Origin of the sequence: Nocardia macrotermitis (assembly GCF_009604405.1) — a bacterium.
In the GTDB taxonomy this organism is placed as follows: domain Bacteria; phylum Actinomycetota; class Actinomycetes; order Mycobacteriales; family Mycobacteriaceae; genus Nocardia; species Nocardia macrotermitis.
Map to the genome: position 1 here is coordinate 16,411 of NZ_WEGK01000015.1, position 26,023 is coordinate 42,433.

20 protein-coding genes are annotated in these 26,023 nt (G+C 67.1%); 9 read left to right on the forward strand and 11 right to left on the reverse strand.

Going from position 1 to position 26,023, the window contains the following annotated elements:
• Positions 1-129: 129 nt before the first annotated feature.
• Both NRB20_RS28855 and NRB20_RS28860 read right to left on the reverse strand, forming a co-directional pair.
• Positions 130-2,940: an ATP-binding protein gene (locus tag NRB20_RS28855; RefSeq protein WP_153414575.1), complete on the reverse strand. Its 2,811-nt coding sequence runs from the start codon at positions 2,938-2,940 to the stop codon at positions 130-132.
• Positions 2,934-4,742 carry a hypothetical protein gene (locus NRB20_RS28860; protein ID WP_153414576.1) on the reverse strand — a complete coding sequence of 603 codons (1,809 nt, stop codon included), beginning with the start codon at positions 4,740-4,742 and terminating at the stop codon, positions 2,934-2,936. Before NRB20_RS28860 ends, NRB20_RS28855 begins: the two co-directional genes overlap by 7 nt.
• Positions 4,743-5,154: 412 nt before the next feature.
• Here NRB20_RS28860 and NRB20_RS28865 point away from each other — a divergent pair, with 412 nt between their 5' ends.
• The 3 genes from NRB20_RS28865 to NRB20_RS28875 all read left to right on the forward strand — a co-directional run bounded on the left by NRB20_RS28865 (position 5,155) and on the right by NRB20_RS28875 (position 7,992).
• Complete coding sequence (locus NRB20_RS28865; RefSeq protein ID WP_319945562.1) at positions 5,155-5,613, forward strand: cytochrome P450; 459 nt, start codon at positions 5,155-5,157, stop codon at positions 5,611-5,613.
• A 209-nt stretch (positions 5,614-5,822) separates the two neighbouring features.
• Entirely contained in the window at positions 5,823-7,214 is a 1,392-nt protein-coding gene (locus NRB20_RS28870) for a DoxX family protein (protein ID WP_227833986.1), read from the forward strand.
• 109 nt (positions 7,215-7,323) lie between these two features.
• Positions 7,324-7,992, forward strand: coding sequence for a DUF899 domain-containing protein (locus tag NRB20_RS28875; RefSeq protein ID WP_153414578.1), 669 nt, complete (start codon positions 7,324-7,326; stop codon positions 7,990-7,992).
• A 33-nt stretch (positions 7,993-8,025) separates the two neighbouring features.
• Here the strand turns inward: NRB20_RS28875 and pgm are convergent, their stop codons facing one another.
• The gene (gene pgm, locus NRB20_RS28880; protein WP_153414579.1) at positions 8,026-9,666 is read right to left on the reverse strand and encodes a phosphoglucomutase (alpha-D-glucose-1,6-bisphosphate-dependent); all 1,641 of its coding nucleotides are present in this window, start codon (positions 9,664-9,666) and stop codon (positions 8,026-8,028) included.
• Positions 9,667-9,853: 187 nt separating this feature from the next.
• On the reverse strand, positions 9,854-10,258 hold the full coding sequence (locus NRB20_RS28885) for a DUF190 domain-containing protein (protein WP_227833975.1): 405 nt from the start codon (positions 10,256-10,258) through the stop codon (positions 9,854-9,856).
• 724 nt (positions 10,259-10,982) lie between these two features.
• Here NRB20_RS28885 and NRB20_RS28890 point away from each other — a divergent pair.
• On the forward strand, positions 10,983-12,209 hold the full coding sequence (locus tag NRB20_RS28890) for a cytochrome P450 (protein WP_153414580.1): 1,227 nt from the start codon (positions 10,983-10,985) through the stop codon (positions 12,207-12,209).
• A 266-nt stretch (positions 12,210-12,475) separates the two neighbouring features.
• On the opposite strand, the gene NRB20_RS28895 is transcribed toward NRB20_RS28890, so the two are convergent.
• Positions 12,476-13,990, reverse strand: coding sequence for an MFS transporter (locus NRB20_RS28895; protein ID WP_153414581.1), 1,515 nt, complete (start codon positions 13,988-13,990; stop codon positions 12,476-12,478).
• Positions 13,991-14,107: 117 nt separating this feature from the next.
• On the opposite strand from NRB20_RS28895, the gene NRB20_RS28900 reads away from it, so the two are divergent.
• Together NRB20_RS28900 and NRB20_RS28905 are read left to right on the forward strand one after the other, a co-directional pair.
• Positions 14,108-14,785, forward strand: coding sequence for a TetR/AcrR family transcriptional regulator (locus tag NRB20_RS28900; protein ID WP_319945525.1), 678 nt, complete (start codon positions 14,108-14,110; stop codon positions 14,783-14,785).
• Between the two features lie 80 nt (positions 14,786-14,865).
• On the forward strand, positions 14,866-16,164 hold the full coding sequence (locus tag NRB20_RS28905) for a D-arabinono-1,4-lactone oxidase (RefSeq protein ID WP_153414582.1): 1,299 nt from the start codon (positions 14,866-14,868) through the stop codon (positions 16,162-16,164).
• Here the strand turns inward: NRB20_RS28905 and NRB20_RS28910 are convergent.
• The 5 genes from NRB20_RS28910 to NRB20_RS28930 form a co-directional block, all read right to left on the reverse strand.
• On the reverse strand, positions 16,161-16,721 hold the full coding sequence (locus NRB20_RS28910; RefSeq protein WP_153414583.1) for an alkaline shock response membrane anchor protein AmaP: 561 nt from the start codon (positions 16,719-16,721) through the stop codon (positions 16,161-16,163). The genes NRB20_RS28905 and NRB20_RS28910 overlap by 4 nt on opposite strands.
• 271 nt (positions 16,722-16,992) lie before the next feature.
• Entirely contained in the window at positions 16,993-17,583 is a 591-nt protein-coding gene (locus tag NRB20_RS28915) for a DUF6286 domain-containing protein (protein ID WP_153414584.1), read from the reverse strand.
• A complete protein-coding gene (locus NRB20_RS28920; RefSeq protein ID WP_153414585.1) occupies positions 17,580-17,918 on the reverse strand; it encodes an Asp23/Gls24 family envelope stress response protein in 339 nt (112 codons plus the stop codon). Before NRB20_RS28920 ends, NRB20_RS28915 begins: the two co-directional genes overlap by 4 nt.
• Positions 17,919-18,048: 130 nt before the next feature.
• Positions 18,049-19,566 carry a glycerol kinase GlpK gene (glpK, locus tag NRB20_RS28925; protein WP_153414586.1) on the reverse strand — a complete coding sequence of 506 codons (1,518 nt, stop codon included), beginning with the start codon at positions 19,564-19,566 and terminating at the stop codon, positions 18,049-18,051.
• Between the two features lie 55 nt (positions 19,567-19,621).
• The gene (locus NRB20_RS28930) at positions 19,622-20,461 is read right to left on the reverse strand and encodes an IclR family transcriptional regulator (protein ID WP_153414587.1); all 840 of its coding nucleotides are present in this window, start codon (positions 20,459-20,461) and stop codon (positions 19,622-19,624) included.
• Between the two features lie 257 nt (positions 20,462-20,718).
• On the opposite strand from NRB20_RS28930, the gene NRB20_RS28935 reads away from it, so the two are divergent.
• The 3 genes from NRB20_RS28935 (at position 20,719) to NRB20_RS28945 (ending at position 24,965) form a co-directional block, all read left to right on the forward strand.
• A complete protein-coding gene (locus tag NRB20_RS28935) occupies positions 20,719-21,531 on the forward strand; it encodes an MIP/aquaporin family protein (RefSeq protein WP_319945526.1) in 813 nt (270 codons plus the stop codon).
• A 98-nt stretch (positions 21,532-21,629) separates the two neighbouring features.
• On the forward strand, positions 21,630-23,150 hold the full coding sequence (glpK, locus tag NRB20_RS28940) for a glycerol kinase GlpK (RefSeq protein WP_153414589.1): 1,521 nt from the start codon (positions 21,630-21,632) through the stop codon (positions 23,148-23,150).
• A 66-nt stretch (positions 23,151-23,216) separates the two neighbouring features.
• Entirely contained in the window at positions 23,217-24,965 is a 1,749-nt protein-coding gene (locus NRB20_RS28945; RefSeq protein WP_319945527.1) for a glycerol-3-phosphate dehydrogenase/oxidase, read from the forward strand.
• Between the two features lie 150 nt (positions 24,966-25,115).
• On the opposite strand, the gene NRB20_RS28950 is transcribed toward NRB20_RS28945, so the two are convergent.
• A complete protein-coding gene (locus NRB20_RS28950; RefSeq protein WP_153414590.1) occupies positions 25,116-25,949 on the reverse strand; it encodes an MmyB family transcriptional regulator in 834 nt (277 codons plus the stop codon).
• Between the last annotated feature and the right edge of the window lie 74 nt (positions 25,950-26,023).

Here is a 26,023-nt window from a genome sequence, read left to right on the forward strand (position 1 = left end):
ATTCCGGGGCGCCCAACCCCGGGACGCGATTCCCCCGCCGTGCGGGCTCGGGCCGAGTCGCTCCGAGCCGGACATCTGCGTGCCACGGAGACCGGTGCCGATTCGGTGACCACAAACGACTGTCGACGCTCACCGGCTCCCCTCCCTGGCTTCGGGCGCCTCCATGAAGATCAGCGGCCACCGCGTCAGTCCGCGCAGATAGGACGTCGCGTGGCAAAGTCGTTGCTCGATCGTCACGGCCTGACTGAGTTGATCGACGCAGGTCCCGAGCACCATCGGGTCGGGCCCGGTCACGATGTGCGGATCGCACCAGCTGTCCGGGTGCGCGTCCAGGAGATCGCGCTGCTCCGCGAGCGTGGTTCCCGGGAGGCGGAGTCCGCGACGCGCCCACAGGTCGGTGTCGGGGTGCGGACGATCTGCGGGCAGATCGAGATCGTGCAGCGCGTGTTCGACGTCGGCCCATCGGTATCGCCCTGCCTGCCAACAGGATTCGTCCTCGACGCAGGGAACGGGCAGGTTGCCGAGCGCAGCGTCAGCGAACGCCCGCAGGTGATCGGCCAGGTGCTCGGGCGGGAAGTAACCGGCCAGCCCGGCATAGCGAGCGTCGATCGCGACCCGGATCCGATGGCCGACGGCTTCGGTGCGGATCGCCGGTTCGTCACGTCCGCTCAACATCGCGACCCAATCGGGGTCGGGGACCGGGCCGGGACGCCCGACCAGATGCGCGAGCAGGATCAGTTCGATCCACAGAGTCAGCTGCGGATCCTCGGCGAGGACACGTGCGCGGTGCAGATCCCGCAGCACCAGTGGCTTTTCGCGGGGAATCGGTGCCAGCACGGGCATGCGCGCCGGTCGACGCGCTTCCCGTGACTCGCCGAGCGGAACATCGATCCGGATGGGACGGTCCATCCCGTCGGTGAACACGACGGCCCGCCCCGGCGGCAACGATACGACGTGACGGGACTGCGCGGGTGACAGATTCATGGTGGCGCCGATGAGGTCCCGATCCTCGGCGGCTGGCAGTCGGTGCATGATCTTCAGTGCGGTGTTCTTGACGATGTCCGGTGCGATCTTGCTCGGAATCTGTTCGGCCACAACGATTCCCTCGCCGTAGGCGCGGATCTCGGCCAACAGCGCGGTGAACAACTCCACCGCGTGCGCGGCGGGACTGCCCGGAGCCGCACGTCGCAGCAGCCGATGCGCTTCCTCGATCACCGTCACGTGGGCCAGCCCGGGACAGCGATCGCGCGTGCGCCGGATACGCAGGTGTTCGGCGATGCGGATGAGGACAACACCGATCAGGAATGCCTTATCGGTGTCGGTACCGATGTCTTCGATTTCGATCACGGTGTCGGTGGCCAGCAGCGCTGCGACGTCGAGCCGGTAGCGACCGTCGAAGAATCTCCCTGGCGTGCCCAGTCTGAGCGCTCCCAGACGCACGTCGATGAAGCCGCGGACGTTGTCACTGACCTCTCGCCCGTAGCCGATGGAGTCAACCACCTGCACGGCGGATTTCTGTAGGTCATCGAGCCGCGGGTAGCGTGGCCGCGGCCTCGGACGGCGGGGTTCGCCCAGCACCAGGTCCCAGCCGAGGTCGGTGTAGCAACGCGTCAGCGCGTGCGAAAGTACCTGTGGGAATGGCTCGGCCGCATCGAATGCGGCCAGGAACAACGCCCGGACCAGATCGATGTGGGTCTGCAAGGGGAACCCCGGCTCGGGCTCGAGCGGATTGATCCCGGCCGGGACAGCGTCCGGATCACCAGGCCGGATCACCGACACCGGCGCCTCGATGCGCCCGGCCATCGCGGCGTACTCGGCTTTGGCCGGCTCGATCACCAGCCACGGCACGTGTGCTGTGTGCAGGTGTTCGAGCAGGTGTCGTACGGTCTGCGACTTACCTGAGCCCGTTGCGCCGGAGACGAATCCGTGCCGGTTGAGAGTTTCGAGGGATACCGTGAACGGGTGCAGCGGCGCGTCGGCGTCGTCGAGGACCGAACCGAGGTCGATCTCGCCGTAGTGTTCGGGGGTCAGGTCGAACTCGGTCGCCTCCACCATCCGGACGCCGGGCAACTCCCGACCGGGTGGCCGGGCCAGCACCGTCAACAGCTCGGTATCGGCGACGAACGGCGAGCCCCCGCCGTCGTCGTCCTCGGATATCCTTGCGCGCCAAGTCTCGTCGACCTCGGCGGTCATCGCGTGCGGCGCGAGGACGTAACCGAACTCCTCGAGATCTACTGCACTGCACAGTAATCCGGCAGCCCGGCGGGTACCTTCGAGATCGGCACCGCCGACCAGCACATGCACGTTCCACAGTCCCGTCGAACGCGCTCGCGACAACTCCCGGTAGTTGAACTCGTTACGCTGCAACGACACTCGATCGAACTCGGAGTCACGGCGAGCGCGTAGACGCGGTAGCCGAACCTCCAGAGCAGCCAGCTTCTCGTCGACGTCGTAGACCGGCACCGGCGACGCAACGACCAGCCAAACGAATCGCCCCGGCAGATGGGCCACATAGTCTTCGAATCCACCACGCTGAATCCGGTGTGACGCCTCCCGCGGCCGCAGCCACAGCGCGTCCATCCGCCCGGTGCACCGTACCCAGACCGGCAGCTCTTTCCAGTGCACGGCAATGGAATTCGTGTCGACACCGCACGCCTGTGCACCGGGCGGAAACAGCACACCGCGTCCGCGATCACACTCGGATGCGCCGAGGAAACCCGGACGGCCGCCGATCAGCACCCGCACGCGGCGGTCGTCACCGACCCTGTCCCAAGCGACCGCAAGACAGGAGTCCGGGCCCGCGAGGGCGAGGTCGGCGTGTGCGGCGGTGAGTGCCGCGAATATCGCTGCCTGTCGCGACGGCTGCTGTGTCCGGTCATCACCGAGCGATCCCGTTCGAGGAACGGTCAGTAGTTGATGAAATCGGAAGCCGCTCAGCATGATACGACCGTCGCCGCGGTCCTGGGACTTGCCGCCACCCGGTCCAGCAACGCGATTCCGGGGTTGCAGTCACCGGCCACGATCCTGCGGCCACCACCGCCTGTCTCCACCCATATGAACGCGGTGGCAGGCAGCGCCTGGAAGGTCGTCGGCTCCACCACGTACTCGTAGGCCCTGGTCCAGCCGCGCGAGTCGGACGCGCTGTCGGCCCGCGACCAGCTTCTGGTCTGTGACCAGGTCGTCGCCCGCGACTGCGAATCCGACGAGCCACTGGAGGTCGGGGAGAAATTGTCGGTCACGGTGGACGTCAACGAGTCCCCGGCGGTGTCGGAAACCCCGTCGGTGAAGCTCCGGCCGATCTGCTCGGTCAATTGGGACAGCACGAATCTGTGTCCGCGACCGACGAAATCGGCCGCTGCCGCCGCCTCACCGGTGTGCCCGAGTCGCATCAGTACAGTCGCGCTACCCGCCGCGCCCAGGAACTGCAACTGTTCGCCACGCAAGTGCTCGCACATGACGATCAGCCGCATTCCCACCCGGTCCGCGTGCCGGGCCAGCGCCTCAAGTTCAGCCGCACCCAACTGATCCGCGCCCGCCACCACGACCGCATCGCCCGTCCGATGGTCGCTGGTGCGAATTTCGTGCAGCACCCGGAAGAATACGAATCGATCGAGCAGATCCTTGCGGCGTGCGTTCGTGTCGGCGGTGGCGATCACCCGCAGGCCCGACTGCGGCCACAGCGGTTCCTGCAGCGAATGACCTTGCGGCACACCACCGAGCAGCCGCATCGTCGCGGAGACGAATCGAAGTTCTTCCCCCACCGACGGCCACTCCGGTCCGATGTTCTCCGTCGCTCGGTTCAGTCCACGGACCTCGGCCGCGGACAGGCAGGACTGCCGGTCGACATCGAGGGTTCGGCGCATCATCGCCAAGCCGGCGGCTACCCGCTCGAACGTGTACGGTGCCTCCAGGCACTCCACGACCGTCTGCACCAGTTCGGCGTCGACCGCTTGCCGCATGCCGTCGTTCGTCCGGCCGAGCACCGTGGTCAGGACCTCGGCCGCAAGCTCACCGGCCTCCACAGCCGATAGCCCGTCCATCCCGACGACCCCGTCGGCGGGCACCCGGTCCACCCGCGTCTCGTATCCGACGGTATCGGCCAAACTCACCAGCTCCGACGCCACACCCCGTTCGGAGAAATCCAGCACCAGCAGTCTCGACCCGGCCATCTGCAGCGAAAGCCCCAGCGTGACAAGAAGACTCGACCATCCATCAGCTGTCCCGCCGAAGACGTTCACTTGGGCCCACTGCTCAGCGGGCTGCAGCGGGTACCACAGGGCCGCCGATGTCACCCGCAGTTGCTCACGCCGGTCGTGCTCGGCTACCGCGGACTGCCACTGGGCCACCGCGCGGCCGAATCGGGACTGCTCCTGTTCCAGCCGGGACACATACTTCCGACGAGCCGCGCTGGACCGCATGCCGGACACCACACACCAGGCCAGCACCGGCACCACCAGCGCCCCTCCCACCACCGGCCAGTAGCCCAGGCGTAACGCCGCAGCCAATACGCTCGCCCAGGCAGCCATCAAAAACGCGGCCGCCAACGCGATGCGCCGACCGCGGGCCCGCGCCCGATCCCGCTGCAACGTCTCGGGTTCCGGCAGGCCCACCCAGCAGGGCGCCTGCTCACGCAGCGGACTCGGCATCGCCGGCGCGGGAACCACGTACTCCCATCCCCACCGTTCCTGCGGAACCAATAAACTGACCGCCAAATCACGGCGAGCCTTCGGCAAACGATTCACGGATTCCCCCAAGGAACTGTGACGCGGTAAAACTGCGCGCCATATCAGAATCAGAATAGAAGCCGAGTGCGTGAACAGCGATGGATCGTTACCAAATGGTATCCGGCCGAGTCGCACTACTGCCGCGAAGGCTGCACACTACGCATGACCTGCCATTAGCAGGCAGATTGCCTAAATTTCGAATGACTCAGATATATGCGCATCAACATGCAATTATGCGAGAAACGAGCTGATTGCGACGATTATCTGCGTAAGTACCGCGCACGGAAGTGCGTTTGCAAATGCACTATCGACGCGGAATACCACCGATAATTGCATTTGCAAGAACGCTCCGCTCCAGTCTACCCCCCTTGATATCGACCGGCCGATAGTAGCTCGGGCGACGTTCTGTCTGCTGTTCGTCTTGTACGAGGTGCTGGTCGATCTCGTGGCGGGTTCGATGATGGACCTGCTCACCCATCCCGAACAGGCCGAACCCCTTCGCGCCGAATGTATTTCGCCGGATGCGGCGGTCGACGAACTGCTGCGCTACCTCTCACCCCAGGCGTTGGCCGGACCCCGGTTCGCGATCACGGATCTCGAGATCGGCACGCACCGGATTCGCGCGGGCGAAACGGTGCTGCCGTGCCTGGCCTCGGCGAATCACGATCCCGACCACTTCGCCGACCCCGAAAACGTCGATCTCGCACGCACTTCCAATCCGCAGCTGGGACTGGGGAACGCGCTGGTGCGCACCGTCACCGGGGCATTACTGCGCCGGCTTCTCGTTCGCTGGCCCGAGAGTCGAATCACCGTGTCGGAGAAGGAGATCGGCTGGCGGTCCGGATTCCGGCATCGTGGCCCGATCGCACTTCCTGCGGAGTTGCCTTGATCCGGGCATCCCGGCGGCCAATTGCGTTGTCCGGCCGATGAACTCCCCTCCGGGCCACCGCACCGGACGTTGATCGCCGATTGTGAACCAGCGGATCGCCCAGCGGGACCACACCCGACCTCCGGCGAATTCAGGGTCCACCTCAGGGACACCCCGGAGGTATCGCCCGAGCGTTGTCCATAGGTTCGTACCGTGCCTACTTCGAAGGGATGGTCGGCGTGACGACCGCGACGGCGGACCGGGACAGCGCGCGGCGGGTCGACGAGGGGTCGCCCCGCACTCGCTGGAACCCCTTGACCCGCATCACTTTTCGATTCGCTTTCCTGTATTTCGGCTTGTTCTGCGTGCTCTACCCACAGCCGTTGTTCGCATTCCTGGGCTGGTTCGGCGCCAACGGGTGGCTGCCCCCGGACGCGATCATCTGGCAGGTGCGGGTACTCGAACCGGTCTACCACTGGGTCGGGCGCACGGTCTTCGGCGTCGACGCGAGGCTGATCGTCAGTGGCAGTGGGGATCTGCGCATCCTGTGGATACTGCTGTTCTGCGTGCTGGCGGTCTCCGTCGCCGGCACTCTGATCTGGTCGGTGCTCGACCGGCGGCGTCCCGAATACCGGCGGCTCGCGGGCTGGTTCCTGCTGTTCATCCGGTTGTGTGTGGCCGGGCAGATGCTCGGCTACGGCGTGGCGAAACTCATTCCGACGCAGATGGCGCAACCCGGACTGGCAACCCTGCTACAACCGTACGGCGACTTCTCGCCGATCGGGGTGCTGTGGAGCCAGGTCGGCACCTCGCCGACCTACGAAATGCTGCTCGGCACAGCCGAACTCGTCGGCGGCATCCTGCTGTTCATCCCGCGCACCGCGATCCTCGGCGCGATGCTCGCCCTGGTCGACATGTCCCTCGTGTTCGTCATGGATATGGCCTTCGACGTGCCGGTGAAGATCCTGTCCGGACATCTGATGCTCATGTCGCTACTGCTGCTGACGCCCGAGGCACGCCGACTGATCCACGTCCTGGTGCTCGATCGCCCGGCCGGACGCTCGACCGCCCCCTACCCCTTCCACACCCGCCGCACCCGTCTGCTCGCAGCACTACTCCAGATCGCCTGTATCCCATGGCTTCTCGTGCCACTGGCGCACACCGGTTGGAAGAACTACCACGAATCGGGCGACGGCCGCCCCCACCCGCCGCTGTACGGCATCTGGTCGGTCACCGATTTCACCCGGGACGGCCACCCGCTGCCGCCGCTGCTGACCGACGAAAACCGTTGGCAGCGCATAGTTTTCGATGCCCCCGGAACGATGACCTACCAACGCATGGACGGCCGGCTCCGCGACGCGACACTGATGCTGGATCCCAGGACCCACCACATCACGCTCACCAGCGGCGGACAACACCTCATCGAGGGCGAGGGACAACCCGACACGCCCTCGAAACCCTTGGCCGAGTTCACATTCCAACAGCCCACACCCGACCGCCTGACCCTGGACGGCACCCTCGAGGGACATCCGGTAACCATCACCCTGGCCCACGTCGATCCCGACACCTTCCGCCTCCGCAGCAGCGGATTCCACTGGATCCAGGACAACCCGTCATTCTGACCCGCCGACCCGCACGCTCTCCGGCACCGAGCACAACCCGATCCGGAACCGATGAATCCCGCGCCCGCATCCCGTCCTACCTGAAGGAGAACGCTCGGAAGGGAGCAGCATGCCCGCACACGACATCGGGACACGGGAGCAATGGCGCACGGCGTACGAGGAATTGCGTGCGCAGGAGAAGGAGGCGACCCGGCGCTCGGACGCATTGGCGCGGCAGCGGCAGGCGCTGCCGTGGGTGCCGGTCACCAAGGAGTACCGGTTCGACACGAATCGCGGCGAGCAGACGCTGGCCGAACTGTTCGACGGGCGATCGCAGCTGATCATCCGGCATTTCATGCACGGTCCGAAGACACCGGCCGGCTGCCCGGGGTGCACGTTCGAGACCGACAATCTCGTCGGCGCGGTCCCCCACCTGGCCCACCGCGACGTCACATTCCTGCTGGCCTCCCGCTCCCCCCTGCCGACCCTCAACGCCTACAAAGAGCGTTTCGGCTGGAACATCGACTGGGTTTCCATCGGCGACAACGGTTTCAACGACGACTTCTTCGAGATCATGCGCACCACCGCCGAACACCGCCCACCCGGCAACATGCTCGACGTGATGGAACTGATGGCCCTGAGCTGCTTCGCCTTCCAGGACGGCATCGTCTACCACACCTACTCGACCTACGACCGCGGCACCGACGCCCTCAACGCCACCTGGCAACTCCTCGACCGCGCACCCCTGGGCCGCGGCACCGACTACACCAACTGGCCCCGCAAACGCGACGAGTACTGAGCCCCAACCAGTTTCGCCGAGCCGCACACGCCGTCAGTCCGAACCCAGTGCCCGCCCGACGACTTCCTCCGCGATCGCCTGCACCTGCGCGAGATGCTCCGGCCCCTCGAAGGATTCGGCGTAGATCTTGTATTTGTCCTCGGTGCCCGAGGGGCGGGCGGCGAACCAGGCGTTCTCGGTGCTGACCTTGACGCCGCCCAGGGCCGCGCCGTTACCGCGGGCGCGGGTCTGGATGGCGGTGATCTCCTCACCGGCGACCTCGGTGGCGGTGATGTCGTCGGGGGTCAGGGCGGCCAGGCGGGATTTCTGGGCGGGGGTGGCGGGGGCGTCGATGCGGGCATAAGCCGGTGAGCCGTAACGCTTTTCGAGTTCGGCGTAGCGGGCCGAGGGGCTCTGGCCGGTGACGGCGGTGATCTCCGCGGCCAGCAGGGACAGCAGGATGCCGTCCTTGTCGGTGGTCCAGACGGTGCCGTCGTGTCGCAGGAAGGACGCGCCCGCGCTCTCCTCACCGCCGAAAGCCAGTGAGCCACTGAACAATCCGGGCACGAACCATTTGAAGCCGACCGGCACCTCGTGCACCTGACGGCCCAGCACGCTCACCACCCGATCGATCATCGAGGAGGTCACCGCGGTCTTGCCGATCTTGGTCAGCGCGTCCCAGCCCATCCGGTTCGCGATCAGATATTCGATCGCCACCGCGAGGTACTGGTTCGGATTCATCAGTCCCGCATCGGGTGTCACGATGCCGTGCCGATCCGCGTCGGCGTCGTTGCCGGTGGAGATGTCGTAGTCGTCGCGGATGGCGACCAGCGAGGCCATCGCGTAGCGCGAGGACGGATCCATCCGGATCTGCCCGTCGGCGTCCAGGGTCATGAACCGCCAGGTCGGGTCGACGAACGGGTTGACCACCTCGAGTTCGAGGTCGTACCGCTGCCCGATCTCCTCCCAGTAGTCGACGCTCGCCCCGCCCATCGGATCCGCGCCCAGGCGGATGCCCGCGCCGCGAATCGCGTCCAGATTCAACACATTCGGCAGATCGGCGATGTAGTGGTCGAGATAGTCGTACCGCTCGACGCCGGTCATCAGCGCATGCTGCAACGTGGTGCGTCTGACCCCGACCAGACCGCCGTTGAGCAGTTCGTTCGCGCGATCGGCGATGGCGTCGGTGGCGACGGTGTCGGCCGGACCACCGTGCGGCGGATTGTATTTGAAGCCGCCGTCACGCGGCGGATTGTGCGAGGGGGTGACCACGATGCCGTCGGCCTGATGCCGGGTGCCGCCCCGATTGTGCCGCAGCACAGCGTGACTGAGCACCGGCGTGGGCGTGTAGCGGTCGCGGGCGTCGATGATCGCGGTGACCTCGTTGGCGGCCAGCACCTCGAGCGCGGTGGTCCACGCGGGTTCGGACAGCGCGTGCGTATCGCGCGCCAGATACACCGGACCCGTGATGCCCCGGGTAGCACGGTATTCCACGATCGCCTGCGTGATGGCGAGGATGTGCGCCTCGTTGAACGCACAGTCCAGACTCGACCCCCGATGACCCGACGTACCGAAATGGACCAGCTGCGCGGGATCCGACGGATCGGGAATGCGCGCGTAGTAGGCCGTCACGAGGTGTGGCAGATCCTCCAGATCGGTGGCCCGCGCCGGTCGTCCGGCTCGATCGTGGGCCATGGTCGGGCCTCCTTTCCGTATCGCCTGCGCCCGGCTGGTCATCAGGATCACGGCCACACCCACTCTGCGAGAAATGCTCCGGCGGCGGCCGCCGTGCCCAGACGTTCTACCGTAGCGAATCGCACGGGGTTCGCACGATCCACCGGAACCGGGGTACTCGGACCGCAGGGTCGAGGATTGTCGGATGTCACCGGCGGCTCCCGGCGCCGCCGGACCAGACCTGCACCGGTGACAGCGCGACGGTGCCGATGTCGAACAGTTCCGCGTTGCCGGAAACGAATTCGCGCAAACGGTCGGCGTCGTCGATGATCATCACCATGACCGGGAGGTTCTCGGCCAGATCCAGCAGCCGGGTGGTGTGGATGCGCGAGGACACCCCGTAACCCTCCATCCCGCGCCACACGCTCGCCCCGGCCAGACCGGCGTCGCGGGCGCGGCGCACGATCTCGTGATAGCGGGGACGGCGTCGCCAGTGATCATCCTCACCGAGCAGCACGGTGAGCCGGGCGGCGGACCGCCAGCGCGGATCGGGCTGCCAGGCATCGGCTTCGGTCATGATCCGCACGACCGGATCCGCCGGACCCTCACTCATCGCCTACCCCCGATCCTCGTGTCCGCGTATCCGGTTGCCTCGAATCCCGTGTCATCGCACCGTCCCTTGCGCCGCCCTAGTGCCATCCATCGTGCCCTCGTCGGCGCGCGGTTGCCCGAACCGTCCGAAACACACACCGCACCCGAACGCCAGCACAGTTCTTCCGGGGTACCGCGGCCGCCTCGCGTCACGGAAATCGCCTACCCCGGTCCGATGATCGTCGGATCATGCTAACTGTCAGCGATCGCCATCGGTCGGCTCGGGCGGTGCCAACGCGCGATCGGCGGCCACCGCAACGCTCCGAGCGGCGGGTTCTTTCAGCAGATTCAAGTGAGATTCGGGGCGATGACTCGAATCGATCGCTCCGGATCGCGATCTTCGCCCTGTGCGCGTCCACTGCCCCGCACTCACTTCCGGCTATCGAACGGCAACCCGATTCGCACCGGTCCGGATCGAATCCCTCTTGCATGTACGTATACATCTACTTATAGTGAGATCATCGCCGCAAGCGCGGTGGTGATCGCAACGGCAACGCGCTCACCGCCGCCGGACGCGGTGTTCCGTCACCGATCGAATATCTTGTACCGCAGTCGAATTCGAGACGGCCACAGTTCTCACACCGCCCGGACCGGGCCCGCCGAGCCGGTTCGTTCTCCTAGTCGTGCCCGGAACATCCCGATCGCGACACCGATCCCGAGACACCAGCCCCGAAAGGACATTTCCGATGCCTGTCACCACCCCTGTCCCGAACGGCCTCCCCATGGAACGCACCGCGGGCCCGTTCGACCCGCCGCGTGAGATCTCCGCCCTGCGCGACTCCCGCCCCGTGAGCCCCCTGAACTTCCCCGACGGCCATCAGGGCTGGCTCGTCACCGGTTACGAGGCGGTGCGCCGGCTGCTGGCCGACACCCGGTTCAGTTCCCGGCTGGATATCGGCATTCTCCATGTGCCGTACGAGATTCCGGGCATGCCGACGCCCACCGAACCGTCCCCGCAGATCCCGGGCATGTTCGTCGCCATGGACCCGCCGGACCATACCCGGTTGCGGCGCAAGCTCATCGGGACGTTCACCGTCCATCGGATGCGGCAGCTCGAGGAGCACATCGTGGCGATCGTCGAGGCGCAGTTGGACGAAATGTCCCGTCTCACACCGCCTGTCGATCTGGTGCGGGCGTTCGCGCTGCCGGTGCCCTCACTGGTGATCTGCGAGTTGCTGGGCGTGCCCTACGCGGATCGGGAAACCTTTCAGGCCGATTTCGCCCGGTTCATGGTCAAGGAGCAACCGCTCGAAGAGAAGATGGGCGCGTACATCGCGCTGAACACGTATCTGGGCGAACTGGTCACCGCCAAACGCGCCGCCCCCGGCGAGGACATCCTGTCCGATCTGGCGCGGCAGGAGGATCTCGGTATCGACGAGCTGACCGGCATCGCGTTCCTGCTGCTGCTCGCGGGGCACGAGACGACCGCGAACATGTTGTCGCTCGGCACTTTCGCGCTGCTGGAACATCCCGAACAGCTGGCCGCACTGCGCGCCGATCCGAATCTGCTGCCCGACGCGGTCGAGGAACTCATGCGCTACCTCTCGGTCGCCGATATCTTCTACCGCTACGCCACCGAGGACATCGAACTGTGCGGCGAGACGATCCCCCAGGGCTCCACCGTCGTCGTCTCCCTGCTCGCCGCCAACCACGACCCGCTGCGCTACGACGACCCCGACACCCTGAACCTGCACCGCACCGCCCGCGGCCACCTGTCCTTCGGTCACGGCATCCACCAGTGCCTGGGCGCGCAGCTGGCACGCCTCGAGATGCGCGCCGGTTTCGGAAGTCTGTTGCGCCGCTTCCCCTCCCTGACCCTCGCCGTCCCCGCCGCCGAGGTCCCGCTGCGCACGGACATGAACATCTACGGCGTCCACGAGCTGCCCGTCACCTGGGACACGACAGTCCACTGAGACACCCCGTTCCGCCAACCCCGTTGAACGCCGACAGCAAAGTTCGCGGCTCGGCTCGCCGGTCGGACGCGTGGCGGGTGCGAGGAACGAGTGCCCGACACGGGGCTCATCGGTGAGACTTCGGGGGCCGCGAACCGCCGGAGCGGAGCGGAGGCCAAAAATACAGCACCCGCCGGAGCGGAGCGGAGGCCGAAGACACCGATGCCCGCCTGCGTGGTGCAGGCGGGCATCGGGCGGACGGCATTGTCCGGAAAGGGAATTCGGGATCAGTGGGCGATAACCGGCTCACCTTCCGCCGGGGCGGGAGCGGTGTTCGGCAGCAGGCCCAGCATGACCACCGCACCGGCCAGGAAGATCCCGGCGGCCCACCAGAAGCTGGTGGTGTAGCTCTCGATCATGGACTGCGCGACGTTCAGCGGGGTGGGCTGACGGGTGCTCAGGTAGTCCGTGGCGGCCGAGGCGGCGATGGTGCTCAGCAGTGCGGTGCCGATCGAGCCGCCGATCTGCTGACTGGTGTTGATGGTCGCCGACGCGACGCCCGCGTCCTCGTGGTGCACCCCGGAGGTCGCGCTCTGGAACGCGGTGGACATCGCGCCACCCAGACCCAGGCCCAGCAGGATCAACGCGGGCAGGATGTGCGAGGCGTATCCGGTGTTCAGACCGATCTGCGTCAACCAGGCCATACCGACCGCGGCGACCAGGAACCCGCTGGCGACAACGAGTTTCGGCCCGATCCTGGGCAGCAGCAGCGACGGCACCGTGGTCGAAGTGGCGACCAGCGCCACGATCATCGGCAGGAACGCCACGCCGGTCATGATCGGCGAGTAGTGCAGGGTCAGCTGCATGTAGTAGGTCAGGAACAGGAAGATCGCGAACATCCCGATACCCATCACGAAGATGGTCAGGTACGACCCGCCGCGGGTGCGGTCGAGCACGATTCGCAAGGGCAGCAACGGATTCGACACCCGCGCCTGGATCCAGGTGAACACGCCCAGCAGCGCGACGCCGCCGATCAGGAAGGTCAGGGTCAGACCGTTGGTCCAGCCGTGCGATTCCGCGTGCGAGAAACCGTAGACGATGCCGAACAGCGCGACGGTGACCGTCACGGTGCCGGGGATGTCCAGCTTCGGGCGTTCGGTCGCGACGTGCTTGGCCAGCAGCGCGACCGCGCCGATCAGCGCGACGGCGGCGAAGATCAGGTTGACGTACATCACCCAGCGCCACGAGGCCCATTCGGTGAGCGCACCACCCAGCAGCAGACCCAGCGCACCGCCACCACCGGCGACCGCGCCGAAGATGCCGAATGCCTTGGCCCGTTCGGAGGCTTCGGTGAACGTCACGGTCAGCAGCGCGAGTGCGGCGGGGGCCAGCAGCGCGCCGAACGCACCCTGCGCGACGCGGGCTGCGACCAACATCACGAATCCGGTTGCCGCACCGCCGATCGCGGAGGCGACGGCGAAGCCGACCAGGCCGACGATGAAGGTCAATCTGCGCCCGACCAGGTCACTCAGGCGTCCGCCGAGCAACAGCAGGCTGCCGAATGCCAGCGCGTAGCCGGTGACGACCCACTGCCGATCGGCGTCGGAGAAGCCGAGATCCCGCTGCGCGGCGGGCAGCGCGATGTTCACGACGGTAGCGTCGAGGACGACCATCAGCTGGGCGACGGCGAGGACGGCCAGCACCCACCAGCGCATGGCGTGCGAACCGCGACGGCTCGCGCCGCGGTCTTGCCGGGACGACGATGTCGCCCGGTCTTTCCGAAGATCTGTCGAGGTGGTCATGGGGTTTCCCTTGTCCGATGCCATATACGGAGGAAGTTCCTCCGCTTCGTTTGAAAAGCTATCACAATAACGGAGGTATTGCCTCCACTTAATCCCGAATCTTGGTAACATGACGATGTGAACCCCGCCACTACCGCTGCCCCACCGCGACGCCTGCGCGCCGACGCCGCCCGCAATCAGCAACGCATTCTCGAGGCCGCGCGCACCCTGTTCGCCGAACGCGGACTCGAGGTCACCCTCGACGACGTGGCCGAGGCGGCGGGTGTCGGCGTGGGCACCGTGTACCGGCGGTTCGCGAACAAGCAGGAACTGATCGTCGAGGTGTTCGAGCACAACATCGCGGAGATGGCGGAGATGGTCGAGACGGCCAACCGCAATCCCGACCCCTGGGCGGGGTTGACCGAGGTGTTCGAATACGCCTGCCGACATATGGCGCAGAACCGCGGCTTCGGCGAGGTGATGCTCGAAATCCCCGATGCCCCAGCACGTTTCGCGTGGGTGCGGGAGCGGATCAAGCCCGCCATCGAGCGCCTGATCGACCGCGCCCGCACCGCCGGGGTGCTGCGCGAGGGCATCGCGCCCTCGGACTTCTTCGTCCTGGTCAGCATGGTCGAGAACATCGCGGCCTTCGCCCGCCCGGTCGACACCGAGGTCTGGCGGCGCTATATGACCATCGTGCTGGACGGCGTCCGCGCCGACTCGGTCCCCCGCGACCCGCTCACCATCCCGCCCCTGGACGACGAGGCCATCGACCGCGCCAAGGCCGCCTGCTTCCCGCCACGCAACAAGAAGTAACCGCCACCCGCTGAGCCATAACAGCGCTGGTGGGGGCGCCGATGTGGCGGGTGGCACATCGTTCCCCTAAAGTTGGACGCATGACCAACTCGTGGGTGAACTGGGCGGGCGATCAGCGGTGTGTGCCGGATGTGATCGCTGCGCCGAGTTCTGTCGACGAGGTGGCCGAGGCGGTTCGGGGGGCCGGGGCAGCCGGGCGGACCGTGCGGGTGGCGGGGGCCGGGCATTCGTTCACCGACACCGTGCTCACCGACGGGACGCTGCTGCGGCTCGACGGGATGGATCGGATTCTGGAGGTCGATCGGGCCGGCGGATTGGTGCGGGTCGAGGCGGGGGCGACGCTCAACGCGCTCAGCACCGCGTTGCATCCGCTCGGGCTGGCCTTTCCGAATCTCGGCGACATCGATGTGCAGACCATCGCCGGCGCGACCGCGACCGCGACGCACGGCACCGGGTCGAAACTCCAGAACATCTCTGCCGCACTGCATTCGGTGGAGCTGGTGCTGGCCGACGGCAGCCGGGTGGAGCTGGACGAGAAGAACGATCCCGAGGGGTGGCGCGCGGCACGGGTCAATGTGGGCGCGCTCGGCGTGGTCACCGCGGTCACGCTCGCGATGGTGCCCGCCTTCGTGCTCGAGGGTGTCGAGCGTCCGCTGCCGCTGGCGGATGTGCTCGCCGATCTGGACGAATTCGTCGACGGCAACGAGCATTTCGAGTTCTACATGTTCGCGCACAGCCCGATCGCGATGACCAAACGCAACAACCGGGTCGAACTGCCCGAACAGCCGCGCGCCAAGCCGGTGGACTGGTTCGCCGACATCCTGCTGTCCAACCACACCTTCGACGCGCTGGCCCGGCTGTGTCGCGTTCGGCCGCAACTGATTCCGTGGGTGCAGCGGGCGGCCGCCTACGCCGGTTCGTATCGCCGTCAGGTCGACCGGTCGTACCGAGTCTTCGCCTCCCCCAGGCTGTTCCGCTTCACCGAGATGGAATACGCGGTGCCGCGCGAACATTCGGTGGACGCCATCCGCGAGATCAAGGAGATCTCCCGGCGGTTCGACAGTCCGATGCCGATCGAGGTGCGCTGGGTCGCCCCCGACGACGCGTACCTGTCCCCCGCGGGCGGCCGGGACACCTGCTACATCGCCGTGCACCAGTACCACGGCATGGCCTACGAGCCGTATTTCCGTGCGTGCGAAGCGATTTTCGACCGTTACCAGGGCCGCCCGCACTGGGGTAAGCGGCACTTCCAGACCGCGGACACCCTGCGCGAACGCTATCCGGAATGGGAGCGGTTCCAGCAGGTCCGCCGCCGCCTGGACCCGCAGGGCCGCTTCAGCAATCCGTACGTGAATCGAGTCCTGGGCCCGATCGACTAGCGGGATCGCTCACGCGCCAAACGCAATTCGATCTCGACGGGCAGTTCCTCGAGTTCCAGCGCCCGCCGCAACCGAGGCACGGCATGCGTGCCGATCCGCTCCCGCAACGCCGAGACATCCACATCGGGCGCGGCCGTCACCACCAGATGCAACCCCGGCCCACTCCCCGGCCCCGACAACCGAACCGCAGCCTCCCGCACCCCGTCGTACGACTCGATATCGGTAGCCACCGGCGCACACGCCACAGCCGTATCGATCCCGATCGTATCCACGGATTCCCTTGCGCGAGCACGCCATCGAACCGACCGCACCCGCCGCGGCACCTGCACCCCCACCCACCCCACACACCCGATCCCCACCACACCCGCAACACCAACGATTGCCCACAGCACCCACCCGGGTAGCGCCGCACTCGACACCACCCCCGAATCCGCCCCCACCCACGCGAGCCGCCCGAAATGCGCCACCACCGCATACCCACCGACAGCGGTCAATCCCACCCCGATCACCCCGAGCAACACCCGATTCCACCGTGCCACCCCATCCCGAGTCCTCATATCACCCCCGCCGGGCACGTCGGCCTCGCAGCGCCAGTCCTCCGCCCACCGGACATCAGACCAACGACCACGTTCCCGTGGCACCACACGGTCACCCCGGCCGGACCCATACTCCGCACCTCGTCACGGCCGCACACTCGGCGATTCCACCTCACCGGCAAACCGTCAACACGCATGGCACCTGCGAATACTGTTGCACGGCCACCTATCTGACAGCAGCGCCCCATTGCCGTATCCCGGAGGCGGGGAGAATCTGCGAATACCGCGCGGTTCATCCCCGACTCCCCACTACTCGCTGGCCGCCGGAGGCCGGCTGCACGTCGGCTGAGGTCTTGGGGCCGCGACCGCTGTGGGTGGTGATGACGACGCGGGGTGTCGGGGTGGGGCCGATCGATGCGACGCGGTCGTTCACGACTGCGTAGACGTGGTCGGTGAGGCCTGTGGCGTGGACGGAATCGGTGTGGATTTTGACACTGACCTTCTTGTGGCGCAGGCGAACTCGGGCCGAGCGGACGCCGTCGACGGATTGCGCGGCGTCCTGGAGGGCCGAGCGCAGGCCGCGGCGGGCCACGCCTGCGGTGAAGCCGTCATCGTCGGTCAGTGGGAGGATGATCGGGCGGCCGGGGAGGATTGCGAGCGTCAGCAGGACGAGTCCGGTGGCAACGAGGATCACGCCGACGACCGCGACCCAGCGGTTGTCCCAGGTGACCTCGTGCAGACGGGCGACGATTCGGTCGTAGGAGACGAATTCGCTTGTGCCCGTGAGATGTTGGATCAGTACGCCGGCGACGATCACACAGGCCGCCAGCAGTACGACAGCAACCACCATCGCGGGCCGGGCCCGACGCGGACGTCGCTTCATAGCTCGACCAGCCCGCACATCTCGATATCCAGCCGACGCACCGGCAACTCGAATCGACTACGCATCCGTTCCAGGACGTGCGAGCGGCACACCGTGCTCACCTGCCAGACCGGCATCGGATACCGCACCGACAACCGCATGCGCAGTTCCACCGCCCCGCGCCGGATCCTGGCCTCGACCCGCACGTCGGCGCATACCCCGGTGATCTCCCGCGCGGCCTGAGCGGCGGCCGCACCCAGTACACCGGGCTCGACGACCTCGGGCGCAGCGGGCCGGATCACCGTGGGCGCGGCATGGGTCGACACGGCAGAGACACCGCTGAGCACGCTCGTCATCAGTACCTCCGGTATTCGGTAGGGGCCGATCAGCTGCTCCCCCCGCAATAGCCGCACAGTAACCGAAAATGACACCCACCTCGCATTACGCGCCGCGCGTATGCCGATTCGTTGGCCGGAGCGCCGAGGTTCAGCGCTCGGCGGAGGTCTTGCGACGCGCCCAGCCGAAGCTGAGCTGCACCGCGCGTTTCCAGTCGTCGTACTGATCCTCGCGGCGCACGGGGTCCAGGCGCGGGGCCCAGCGCCCGGCCGGACGCCAGTTGTTGCGCAGTCCCTGCAGGTCCGGCCAGTACCCCACGGCGAGCCCGGCCGCGTAGGCCGCGCCCAGGGACACCGTCTCGGGCACGAAGGGCCGCATCACCGGGATACCCAGGAAATCCGCGACCATCTGCATCAGCAGATTGTTGGAGGTCATCCCGCCGTCCACCCGCAATGTCGCGGCCTGCAATCCGGAATCGGCGTTCATCGCGTCGACCACGTCCCGGGTCTGCCAGGCGGTCGCCTCGAGCACCGCACGCGCCAGATGCCCCTTGGTGATGTAGGAGGTCAGCCCGATCACCAAACCCCTTGCGTCACTGCGCCAATGCGGCGCGTACAGCCCGGAGAAGGCGGGCACGATACAGCAGCCACCGTTGTCTTCGACTGTGCGAGCGAGGGTTTCGATCTCCGGCGCGCTGGCCACCAGGCCGATGTTGTCCCGAATCCATTGCACCAGTGAGCCGGTCACCGCGATCGGCCCCTCCAGCGCGTAGACCGGATCCCGATCGATCTGATATCCGATGGTGGTCAGCAGCCCGTGCGTGGACTGCACGATTTCACCGCCGGTGTTCATCATCAGGAACCCGCCGGTGCCGTACGTGCACTTGGTTTCCCCACGGGCGAAACAGGTTTGGCCGAACAGCGCCGCGTGCTGATCACCCAGCGCGGCGGCGATCCGGATCCCCGGCACCACGCGCCGGGTGGTCCCGTAGGACGCGGTCGAGGGCTGGATCCGTGGCAGCATCGCGGCGGGAATCCCGAAGAACTCCAACAGTTCCGGATCCCAGCTCAGGCTGGCCAGATTCATCAGCAGGGTGCGGCTGGCATTGGTCACATCCGTGACGTGCTCACCCCCGTCCACCCCGCCGGTCAGATTCCAGATCAGCCAGGTCTCCATGGTGCCGAACAGCACCTCACCGCGCTCGGCCCGCTCCCGCAGCCCCGGGGTGGTGTCGAGCATCCAGCGCAGCCGCGGCGCGGCGAAATAGGTGGCCAGCGGCAACCCGCAGAGCTGCCGAATCCGTTGCGCGCCAGGACGTTTCTCGAATTCCGCGACCAGCTCCTCGGTCCGCACGTCCTGCCAGACGACCGCGTGCCCGATCGGATTGCCGGTCCGCCGATCCCATACGACGCTGGTCTCCCGCTGATTCGCAATGCCCAGTGCCGCAATCTGTTCCACGCCCACCCCGGCATTGCGCAGCACCTGCGGCACGATCCGGTCGACATTGCGCCAGATCTCCATCGCGTCCTGCTCGACCCAGCCCGGCCGCGGGTAGTACTGCTGATGTTCACGCTGCGCCACCCCGGCCAGCTGTGCTCGCTGATCGAACAGGATGCAGCGGGTCGAGGTCGTGCCCTGATCGATCGCCAACACGTAATGTTGCGTCATCCGCCCAGCTCTCTGGTCTGCGTCTCGGAATTCTCGACTCGATACCGGAGCGGACTCAATGCCCGGCGGCCAGATCGCGGGAGATGGCGTGGGCGGCATCACGCACCAGCGCGATCAGCGGCGGCCGATGTCGCAGCTGCGCGCCGCACACCCGATCGACCGGTCCGGCGATCCCGATCGCCCCGATGACCAGCCCGCCGCGCGCGCGGATGGGCGCGGCGATCCCGGCCTCACCCGGCCGGAACTCCTCCACCGACCCCGCCCAGCCACTGCGCCGCACCTCGGTGAGGGTGCGGGTGAGCACACCGCGATCGGTGAGGGTGCGGTGCGTCAGCGAGGTCAGCTCCCCGCGCCGGACCGCGTGCGCGAGGTCCGGTTCGGCGGCGAGCAACACCTTGCCCAGCGCGGTGGCGTGCGCGGGCAACCGCTCCCCGACCTGCAACGCCTGTTCGGAATTGTCCGGCCGGAAGACGTGATGCACCACCAGCACACCGCCGTCGGTCGACACCCCGACCCGCACCTCCTCACCGCTGCGCGAGGCCAGCGAATCCGCCCAGTTGATCGACCAGGATCGCAGCTCGTTCGCGTCGATCTGCAGCGTGCCCGGCGGGCCCGGAGGAGGCAGCTTGCGTAACCACGCAGGGCCCTCGGAAGCGCTGCCATCGGATACAGCCGCGCCGAGCTGCCGCACCGCCGCACCCAGCCGGTATTTGCCGGTGGCGGCCTCCTGTTCGACGAAGCCGACACCCTGCAACGTGCGCAGAATGCCGTGGGCGGTGGGCTTGGCCAGATCGAGCGCGGCAGCGATATCGCCCACGCCGAGACGGCCGGAGCCGCGGGCGAGCAGTCGCAGAATTGCTGCCGCCCGTTCGATCGATTGGATCGGACCGGGCATGGCGGAAACCTATCTGAAACGTTTCGATTCGACAATGTCGAACGCCGGGTGATCGAACAACGACATCACCGCCACCATGTGTGACCTGCGCCATCTTGTCCTCCCGGCCGGATGGACGGTAACCACCCGAACCGGGCCCGGCCAGCCCGGCCGTTCGGCATTGTCGAACGCCTCCGATTCCCCTGTTCGCGGGCGATTCGTACCGTTTCCCGGTGCGGTCGCAGTGGCGACCGGTGGCTCATCACGGAGGCTCAACGGTGAACTTCGGCTCGATTTTCGTCAGTGAGGCACTGGGCACGGGACTTCTGATCCTGCTCGGCGCCGGTGTCGTGGCGAATGTGGTTCTGACCAAATCCAAGGGATTCGACGGCGGCTGGCTGCTGATCAACTTCGGCTGGGGACTGGGTGTCTTCGCCGGTGTGTACGCCGCCTACAAGACCGGCGCGCACCTCAATCCGGCGGTCACCGTCGGTATCGCGTTCAGCGGCGCGCACGACTACGCGACGGGGATTCCGATCACGTTCGGCAATACCATCGCCTATCTGCTCGGGCAGATGATCGGCGCGTTCCTCGGCGCGTGCGCGGCCTATCTGGCCTACAAGCGACATTTCGACGCCGAGACCGATGCGGGCAAGAAGCTCGCGGTGTTCTCCACCGGACCGGAGATCCGTTCCTACGGCTGGAACCTGGTCACCGAGATCCTCGCCACCTTCGTACTGGTCTTCGTCGTGCTGGCCTTCGGGCACACACCCACCGGACTGGGCCCGGCCGCGGTCGCGCTGCTGGTCGTCGGTATCGGCGCGTCGCTGGGCGGTCCCACCGGATACGCCATCAATCCGGCGCGTGACCTGGGCCCGCGGATCGCGCACGCGGTGTTGCCGATGACCTCGACCGCTCGCAAGCCCGAACGGGTCCCGGTCACCGTCGGCGCGGGCGAGGGCACGGCCGAGCGGGAAGAAGCCGAAGCGCCGCAGCGCAAGAATTCCGACTGGTCCTACGCGTGGGTGCCGGTGGTCGGTCCGCTGATCGGCGGGGCACTGGCCGGACTGATCGCGCATCTGGTGCTGTAGATCGCGCGATTCGCGGCCGTGGCCCCGGCCGGCACCGCGAAGATGCGATGACAGACTTCCGAACCCCTTCTCCAGCACATTCTTTCGAAAGGACCGCGATGAGCCAGTTCGTCGGAGCCATCGACCAGGGCACCACGAGCACCCGTTTCATGGTGTTCGATCACGGCGGCAACGAGATCGCCCGTCATCAGCTCGAGCACGAGCAGATCCTGCCGCAGGCGGGGTGGGTCGAGCACAATCCCACCGAGATCTGGGAACGCACCCGCGCCGTCATCGAGACCACGCTCACCAAGGCGAATCTCACCGCCGCGGATCTGGCCGCGGTCGGGGTGACCAATCAGCGCGAGACCACCGTGGTGTGGAATCGGCGCACCGGCCGCCCCTACTGCAACGCGATCGTCTGGCAGGACACCCGCACCGACAAGATCGCCGCGGATCTCGAGCGCGCCGGACACGGTGACACCATTCGCCGCAAGGCCGGGCTGCCGCCCGCCACCTACTTCTCCGGCGGCAAGCTGCGGTGGATCCTGGACAACGTCCCGGGCGTCGCCGAGGACGCCGAACGCGGTGAGGCGCTGTTCGGCACCACCGACACCTGGCTGATCTGGCATCTCACCGGCGGCATCGACGGCGGTGTGCACCTGACCGATCCCACCAATGCCAGCCGCACCATGCTGATGGATCTCGAAACGCTGGACTGGGACCCGGAACTGTTGTCCCTCTTCGGAGTTCCGCGCGCGATGCTGCCCGATATCGTGCCGTCCTCGAACCCCGGACTGTTCGGCAAGACCCTGGCCAGCGGACCGTTCCACGGCGAGGTGCCGCTCGCCGGTGTGCTCGGCGATCAGCAGGCCGCGACCGTCGGGCAGGTGTGTTTCCGGCCCGGTGAGGCCAAGAATACTTACGGCACAGGCAATTTCCTGCTGTTGAACACCGGCGAGGAGCTGGTGCGGTCCAAGCACGGGCTGCTCACCACCGTCGCGTATCAGTTCGGCGAACAGAAGCCGGTGTACGCGCTGGAGGGTTCGATCGCGGTCACCGGGTCGGCGGTGCAGTGGCTGCGCGATCAGCTGGGCATCATTTCCGGTGCGGCACAGAGTGAATCGCTCGCCGCGCAGGTACAGGACAACGGCGGGGTGTACTTCGTGCCCGCGTTCTCCGGGTTGTTCGCGCCGTACTGGCGTTCGGACGCGCGCGGCGTGATCGTCGGGCTGTCGCGGTACAGCACCAACGCGCATCTGGCCCGCGCGACGCTCGAATCGATCTGCTACCAGACCCGCGACGTGGTGAACGCCATGCAGGCGGACTCGGGCGTGGAACTCGATGTGCTGCGGGTGGACGGCGGCGTCACCGCCAACGAGCTGTGCATGCAGATCCAGGCCGATTTCCTGGGTGTGCCGGTCTCCCGGCCGGTCGTCGCCGAGACCACCGCGCTGGGCGCCGCGTACGCCGCCGGTCTGGCGGTCGGATTCTGGAGCAGCACAGACGAACTCGAACAGAACTGGCAGCAGGACAAGCGCTGGGAGCCCGCCCTCGATGAGCAGCAGCGCGAACGCGGTTACGCGCGCTGGAAGAAGGCCGTCGAGCGGACCCTGAACTGGATCGACCTCGACGAATGACCAACCGGGCCCGGCGCCTGCCGGGCCCGTTCGACGAAAACCCTTGGAACAAGGAGAGTTACGGCCGTGCCCGCACATCTGGACCCCACCTATCGCGCGCAGGCGCTCGCCTCGCTCGGCGCGGACGAGGTGGATGTACTCGTCATCGGCGGCGGCGTGGTCGGTGCCGGCGCCGCCCTCGACGCGGCCTCCCGCGGCCTGACCACGGTGCTGGTCGAGGCCCGGGACTTCGCGGCCGGAACCTCCAGCCGCTCCAGCAAACTCATCCACGGCGGGCTGCGCTATCTCGAACAGCTCGACTTCGCGCTGGTGCGGGAGGCATTGCGAGAACGGGGTCTGCTGCTGAACACGCTGGCCCCACATCTGGTGCATCCGGTGTCGTTCCTGTTTCCGCTGCAACATCATTGGGAACGGCCCTACATCGGGGCGGGTGTGGCGCTGTACGACACGCTCGGCGGCGCACGGGCATTGCCGATGCACCGGCACCTGACCCGTTCGCGCGCACTGGAATTGGCGCCCGCGCTGCGCGCGGACTCGATGGTCGGTGCGATCCGCTACTTCGACGCGCAGGTCGACGACGCCCGGCACACGATGACGTTGGCGCGCACCGCCGCCCGGCACGGCGCGACCGTGCTGACGCGTGCGAAGGTGACCGGCCTGCTCCGTAGCGGCATGAGCGGTCAGGGCCCGGAGGAGGCAGCTTGCGTAACCACGCAGGGCCCAGAGCTCATGCCCAATAGATACCGCGAGCAGGTCGTGGGCGCGGTCGTCACCGATCGGGAGTCGGGGCGGGAGTACTCGGCGCGGGCGCGTCGGGTGATCAGCGCGACGGGCGTGTGGACCGATGAGATGAATGCCATGACGGGCGTGGACTTTCCGTTCCACGTGCGCATGTCCAAGGGTGTGCACATCCTGGTCCCGCGCGAGCGCTTGGACCTGGGCACCGGGCTGATCATGAAGACCGAGAAGAGTGTGCTGTTCGTGATCCCGTGGCGGGAGCACTGGATCATCGGCACCACCGACACCGACTGGTCGCTGGACAAGGATCATCCCGTCGCCAGCGCCGCCGATGTGCGGTACATCCTCGATCACGTGAATTCGCTGCTGCGCGAACCGCTTTCGAATGCCGATATCGTCGGCACGTACGCGGGTCTGCGGCCGCTGCTGTCCGGGGCGTCGTCGAGTACGGCCAAGCTCTCCCGCGAACACGCTGTGGCCGAACCGGTTCCGGGGTTGTTCGTCATCGCGGGCGGCAAATACACCACCTACCGGGTGATGGCTGCCGACGTGATCGACGCCGCGGTAGCGGGATTCGGGCGCGGGGTGGCCCCCTCGGTCACCGCGAACCTGCCGATCCTGGGCGCGGCCGGATACCACGAACTGCTCGAGGACATCGACAGCGTCGCCCAGCGCGCGGGTCTCTCGGTCGCCGCGGCCACCCACCTGATCTCCCGCTACGGGTCACTGGCCACCGAGCTGTTCGCCATGATCGACGCCGAACCCGAACTCGGGATGCTCCTCCCCGGCACGGAATACCTTGGTGCGGAAGCGGTTTACGCCGTTACCCACGAGGGCGCGCTGCACCTGGACGACATCCTCACTCGCCGCACCCGCATCTCCATCGAGGTCCCCGACCGGGGCTTAGCCGCCGCAGTGGTGGTGGCCGATCTGGTTGCCGCGCAACTGGGTTGGGACGAGGCCACGAAGGCCCAGGAGCTTGCCCGCTACCAGGATCGTGTGCGGGCCGAGCTCGCCGCCAACGCCGCAGCCGATGACGACGCGGCCAACGCGGCCCGTTCGATCGCCCCCTGCTGAACACCGAATCCGCCGTACGAGTCCACGGTCCGAATTCTCATCGGACCGTGGACTCGTACGAAAACTACTGCGGCACACACCGATCGACGGGATCTTCCGCCGACCGCAGCCCGGCAGCCCGGCAGCCCAGTGCGAGCAGAACTCGTACGACTACTCGTTGACCAACCGCAATCCAGGCGTGTGCACCTGACGCCGGTCCACCAACCACACGACCACGCTCTGATCCACTGCGGGGCTGAGAGTTTCGATCTCCACCTCGACCTCGCCGCGGATCGGATGGTTCAGATGCACCGTGGCCGAACGGTAATCGGTCATCCGATGCTCCCGCCAACGCCGCGTGAACTCCGGAAAACGTTGCAGCGCTTGGATGGTCGCGGCGAGTTGCGGATCCTCGGCCCACTGCGAGCGAGCCGCGCGCAGCGACGAGGTCATCAGATCCGCGGCGATGGGCCAGTCCGTCCACCACTTCGTCGCGACCGGATTACCGAACAGATAGTGCCCGAGATTAACCTCACCCTCGGTGTCGAGCACCTCGAGCGGTTCGGCGAAGTCGCGCCATGCGGCGTTCCAGGCCAGCACGTTGAGCCGACGACCCAGCACGAACGCCGGGGTGGGGTGCAGCGCGTCGAGCACCGCCTGCACGGTGTCGCTGACGCGCTCGAACGCACGTCCGTCGGCCGGGCAGCCGCCGACCTGCGGGTCCAGTCCGAGCGCCAGCTTGCTGAAGTGGTGACGTTCGACCTCGTTCAGTCGCAGCGCGTCGGCCAGGGCGGCCAGCACGGCGGTCGAGGGATTGCTGTCCCGGCCTTGTTCGAGACGGGCCAGATAGTCCACGCTCACTCCGGCCAGCGCCGCGACCTCTTCCCGGCGCAAGCCCGGGGTGCGACGCCGACGCCCGGAAGGCAACCCGACCTCCTCGGGCTGCAACTGCGCTCGCCGAGCGATCAGGAACTCGGCGAATTCGGACCTGTCCACCCAATCCATCCTCTACCATCCGGGACCCGTTAGCCGCGCCCTGCCAGTACCAGGATAAGGGCGGTGTGGATAACCGGACCACG

Excerpts from the sequence above, each read along its gene's own strand:
- NRB20_RS28915 (WP_153414584.1), bottom strand. The coding sequence starts at position 17,583 with ATGAAGCGACGTCCGCGTCGGGCCCGGCCCGCGATGGTGGTTGCTGTC.
- glpK (WP_153414586.1), bottom strand. The coding sequence starts at position 19,566 with ATGACGCAACATTACGTGTTGGCGATCGATCAGGGCACGACCTCGACC.
- glpK (WP_153414589.1), top strand. The coding sequence starts at position 21,630 with ATGAGCCAGTTCGTCGGAGCCATCGACCAGGGCACCACGAGCACCCGT.
- NRB20_RS28905 (WP_153414582.1), top strand. The coding sequence starts at position 14,866 with ATGACCAACTCGTGGGTGAACTGGGCGGGCGATCAGCGGTGTGTGCCG.
- NRB20_RS28910 (WP_153414583.1), bottom strand. The coding sequence starts at position 16,721 with ATGAGGACTCGGGATGGGGTGGCACGGTGGAATCGGGTGTTGCTCGGG.
- NRB20_RS28855 (WP_153414575.1), bottom strand. The coding sequence starts at position 2,940 with ATGCTGAGCGGCTTCCGATTTCATCAACTACTGACCGTTCCTCGAACG.
- NRB20_RS28895 (WP_153414581.1), bottom strand. The coding sequence starts at position 13,990 with ATGACCACCTCGACAGATCTTCGGAAAGACCGGGCGACATCGTCGTCC.
- NRB20_RS28870 (WP_227833986.1), top strand. The coding sequence starts at position 5,823 with ATGGTCGGCGTGACGACCGCGACGGCGGACCGGGACAGCGCGCGGCGG.
- NRB20_RS28875 (WP_153414578.1), top strand. The coding sequence starts at position 7,324 with ATGCCCGCACACGACATCGGGACACGGGAGCAATGGCGCACGGCGTAC.
- NRB20_RS28950 (WP_153414590.1), bottom strand. The coding sequence starts at position 25,949 with ATGGATTGGGTGGACAGGTCCGAATTCGCCGAGTTCCTGATCGCTCGG.
- NRB20_RS28930 (WP_153414587.1), bottom strand. The coding sequence starts at position 20,461 with ATGCCCGGTCCGATCCAATCGATCGAACGGGCGGCAGCAATTCTGCGA.
- NRB20_RS28885 (WP_227833975.1), bottom strand. The coding sequence starts at position 10,258 with ATGAGTGAGGGTCCGGCGGATCCGGTCGTGCGGATCATGACCGAAGCC.
- NRB20_RS28920 (WP_153414585.1), bottom strand. The coding sequence starts at position 17,918 with ATGACGAGCGTGCTCAGCGGTGTCTCTGCCGTGTCGACCCATGCCGCG.
- pgm (WP_153414579.1), bottom strand. The coding sequence starts at position 9,666 with ATGGCCCACGATCGAGCCGGACGACCGGCGCGGGCCACCGATCTGGAG.
- NRB20_RS28890 (WP_153414580.1), top strand. The coding sequence starts at position 10,983 with ATGCCTGTCACCACCCCTGTCCCGAACGGCCTCCCCATGGAACGCACC.